This window comes from Pseudoalteromonas sp. 20-MNA-CIBAN-0454, assembly GCF_040308685.1.
In the GTDB taxonomy this organism is placed as follows: Bacteria; Pseudomonadota; Gammaproteobacteria; order Enterobacterales; family Alteromonadaceae; genus Pseudoalteromonas; species Pseudoalteromonas nigrifaciens.
In genome coordinates, this window is record NZ_JBEOOB010000173.1 from 1 (window position 1) to 269 (window position 269).

The following is a 269-nucleotide window of genomic DNA, read 5'->3' on the forward strand; positions in this document are numbered from 1 at the left end:
GGGTGATTACCCCTAACCACATATGTTGTACCTCGACTTAGAAGTCAGGATCCCAATCCACTAAAATCTGTTTCCCTTGCAGATCCACCTGTTTGATGAACTGCTCAGGGACAAAGGGGATCATACGTTCCGCTTTGCCGAAGGCATCTTTGGCATTAGCTTTAACCAGTAATACGTCGTTTGATCCTGTTTCCACGATCTGCTCAACAATACCCATGTTATAGCCGTTTATATTGGTCACTTCGCAGCCAATAAGATCACGATGATAG

General features: G+C 44.6%; 1 protein-coding gene. It reads right to left on the reverse strand.

The annotated features are described in order from the left end of the window. Positions 1 to 37: 37 nt before the first annotated feature. On the reverse strand, positions 38 to 269 hold a 232-nt coding region (gene rimM, locus AAEZ22_RS18405; protein WP_352298492.1), incomplete at its 5' end, for a ribosome maturation factor RimM.